The following is a 1,895-nucleotide window of genomic DNA, read 5'->3' on the forward strand; positions in this document are numbered from 1 at the left end:
CTGGACCCGATCCTCGGCTCCACCCGCACCCTGGCCCCGCTGATCGACCCCAACGCCCACTCCTGCGGCACCGTCCCCGCCCACGGCGTCGACGAGCTGGCCCACCCCGAACCCGGCTACTACGCCGTCGGTGTCAAGTCCTACGGCCGCGCCCCGACCTTCCTCATGGCCACCGGCTACGAGCAGGTCCGCTCCGTCACCGCCGCCCTCGCGGGCGACTGGGAAGCCGCCCGCGACGTACAGCTCGACCTGCCCGAAACCGGCGTCTGTTCCTCCAACCTCGCCGAAGCCCAGGAACAGCGCGTCGGCCTGGCCACCGGCATCAGCGGCGGCCTGCTCCCCCTCGTCGGAGTCTCAGCCGAGACCGGCGGAAGCGGCTGCGGCTGACTATAGTTAGACTGACGTCGAACCAAGGAGTGCCATGGCCGCCCCCGCAACCGTCGCCTGCTGCGCGCCGATCGCCCGCGAGCCGATCTCCGAGGACGACGCGGCAGAGGCGGCGGTCCTGCTCAAGGCCGTCGCCGACCCGGTACGGCTGCGCCTGCTGTCGATGATCGGCTCCCACGCCGGTGGCGAGGTGTGCGTGTGCGACCTGACCGGGGCCTTCGACCTCACCGCCCCACGATCTCCCACCACCTGAAGATCCTGCGCACCGCCGGTCTCATCGACGGCGAACGCCGCGGCACCTGGGTCTACTACCGCATCGTCGGCGAGACCGTGAACAAGCTCGGCGCCCTGTTCACACCCCTGACCGAGACGCAGCTGACGCCTGTTTCCGCCTACGGACCGACCGACGCCTGACCTGACTCCGGCTCATCGATGTGATCACGACGTGAGCTCGTCGATCAGCTTCTCCACCCGGGCGCGGATCTCGTCGCGGATCACCCGCGCGGTAGTACACCCACGAGGCGCGCCGCTCCGAGGTGAGCAGGCCCACCTCCTTGAGGACCTTGAGGTGGTGGCTGATGGTCGGCTGGGACAGCTCGAACGCGCCGGTGATGTCGCACACGCACACCTCGCCGCCCTCCCTGCTGGCCACGATCGACAGGATGCGCAGCCGTACCGGATCACCCAGAGCCTTGAACACCCGCGCCACCCCGGCGGCCTGCTCGGCGTCCAGCGGCTCACGGACCAGCGGCGGACTGCACTCCAGGATCTGCGACAGCTCCATACGCGCTTCCCTTTAGATGGCTATCTATATTGACATATGTCTATGCCATCGAGGGAGGCCGCGTCTAGATGGGCGGCTTGACGGCCTGGATGATGGCCGAGTGCACGCCGTCTCCGTGGCCGGCCGTGAGCGTGATCGTCACCTGGGTGAACCCGGCCGCCGCCAGCAGGGCGCGGTAGGCATCGATGCTGAGTGCTCCGGCCGCGCAGCCGATGCGCTGCTCGGTGGCGGCCTGCCGTACCGGATCGGCGGGGCCGTCCGTGACCACGTCGCTGACGCCGAAGCGGCCGCCGGGTCGCAGCACCCGGAAGGCCTCGGCCAGCACCGCGGCCTTGTCGTCGGACAGGTTGATCACACAGTTGGAGATGACCACGTCCACGCTCTGGCGGGGCAGCGGGATCCGCTCGATGCCGCCGTGCAGGAACTCCACGTTTTCCACGCCTGCCTGCTCGGCGTTGCGGCGGGCCAGCTCCAGCATGTCGGTGCTGGCGTCCAGGCCGTACGCCTTGCCGTGCGGGCCGACGCGGCGGGCCGACAGCAGCACGTCGATGCCGCCACCGGAGCCCAGGTCCAGCACCGTCTCACCGGCACGTAGCTCGGCGACCGCGACCGGATTGCCGCAGCCCAGGCTCGCCAGCAGCGCGCCGTCCGGCAGGCCGGCCAGGTCGTCGTAGCCCGCGGTGCCGAAGCCCCCGTCGGCGAAGGACTCCGGACCGCAGTCGAG

At 70.2% G+C, this 1,895-nt stretch carries 2 protein-coding genes and 2 pseudogenes; 2 read left to right on the top strand and 2 right to left on the bottom strand.

What is annotated here, in order from left to right; all coding sequences use genetic code 11:
- Positions 1-387, top strand: a pseudogene (locus tag HNR40_RS53390) (flavoprotein); the annotation flags it as partial.
- A gap of 34 nt (positions 388-421) precedes the next feature.
- Positions 422-801 (top strand): annotated as a pseudogene (locus HNR40_RS53395) (metalloregulator ArsR/SmtB family transcription factor).
- On the opposite strand, the gene HNR40_RS53400 reads toward HNR40_RS53395, so the two are convergent.
- Together HNR40_RS53400 and HNR40_RS53405 are read right to left on the bottom strand one after the other, a co-directional pair.
- Positions 740-1,171 carry an ArsR/SmtB family transcription factor gene (locus HNR40_RS53400; protein WP_246510928.1) on the bottom strand — a complete coding sequence of 144 codons (432 nt, stop codon included), beginning with the start codon at positions 1,169-1,171 and terminating at the stop codon, positions 740-742. The pseudogene HNR40_RS53395 and the gene HNR40_RS53400 overlap by 62 nt on opposite strands.
- Before the next feature lie 64 nt (positions 1,172-1,235).
- Positions 1,236-1,895 (bottom strand): methyltransferase domain-containing protein (locus HNR40_RS53405; protein WP_184976631.1); only part of this gene is annotated, 660 nt, incomplete at its 5' end.

Origin of the sequence: Nonomuraea endophytica, assembly GCF_014203235.1 — a bacterium.
Taxonomy (GTDB): domain Bacteria; phylum Actinomycetota; class Actinomycetes; order Streptosporangiales; family Streptosporangiaceae; genus Nonomuraea; species Nonomuraea endophytica.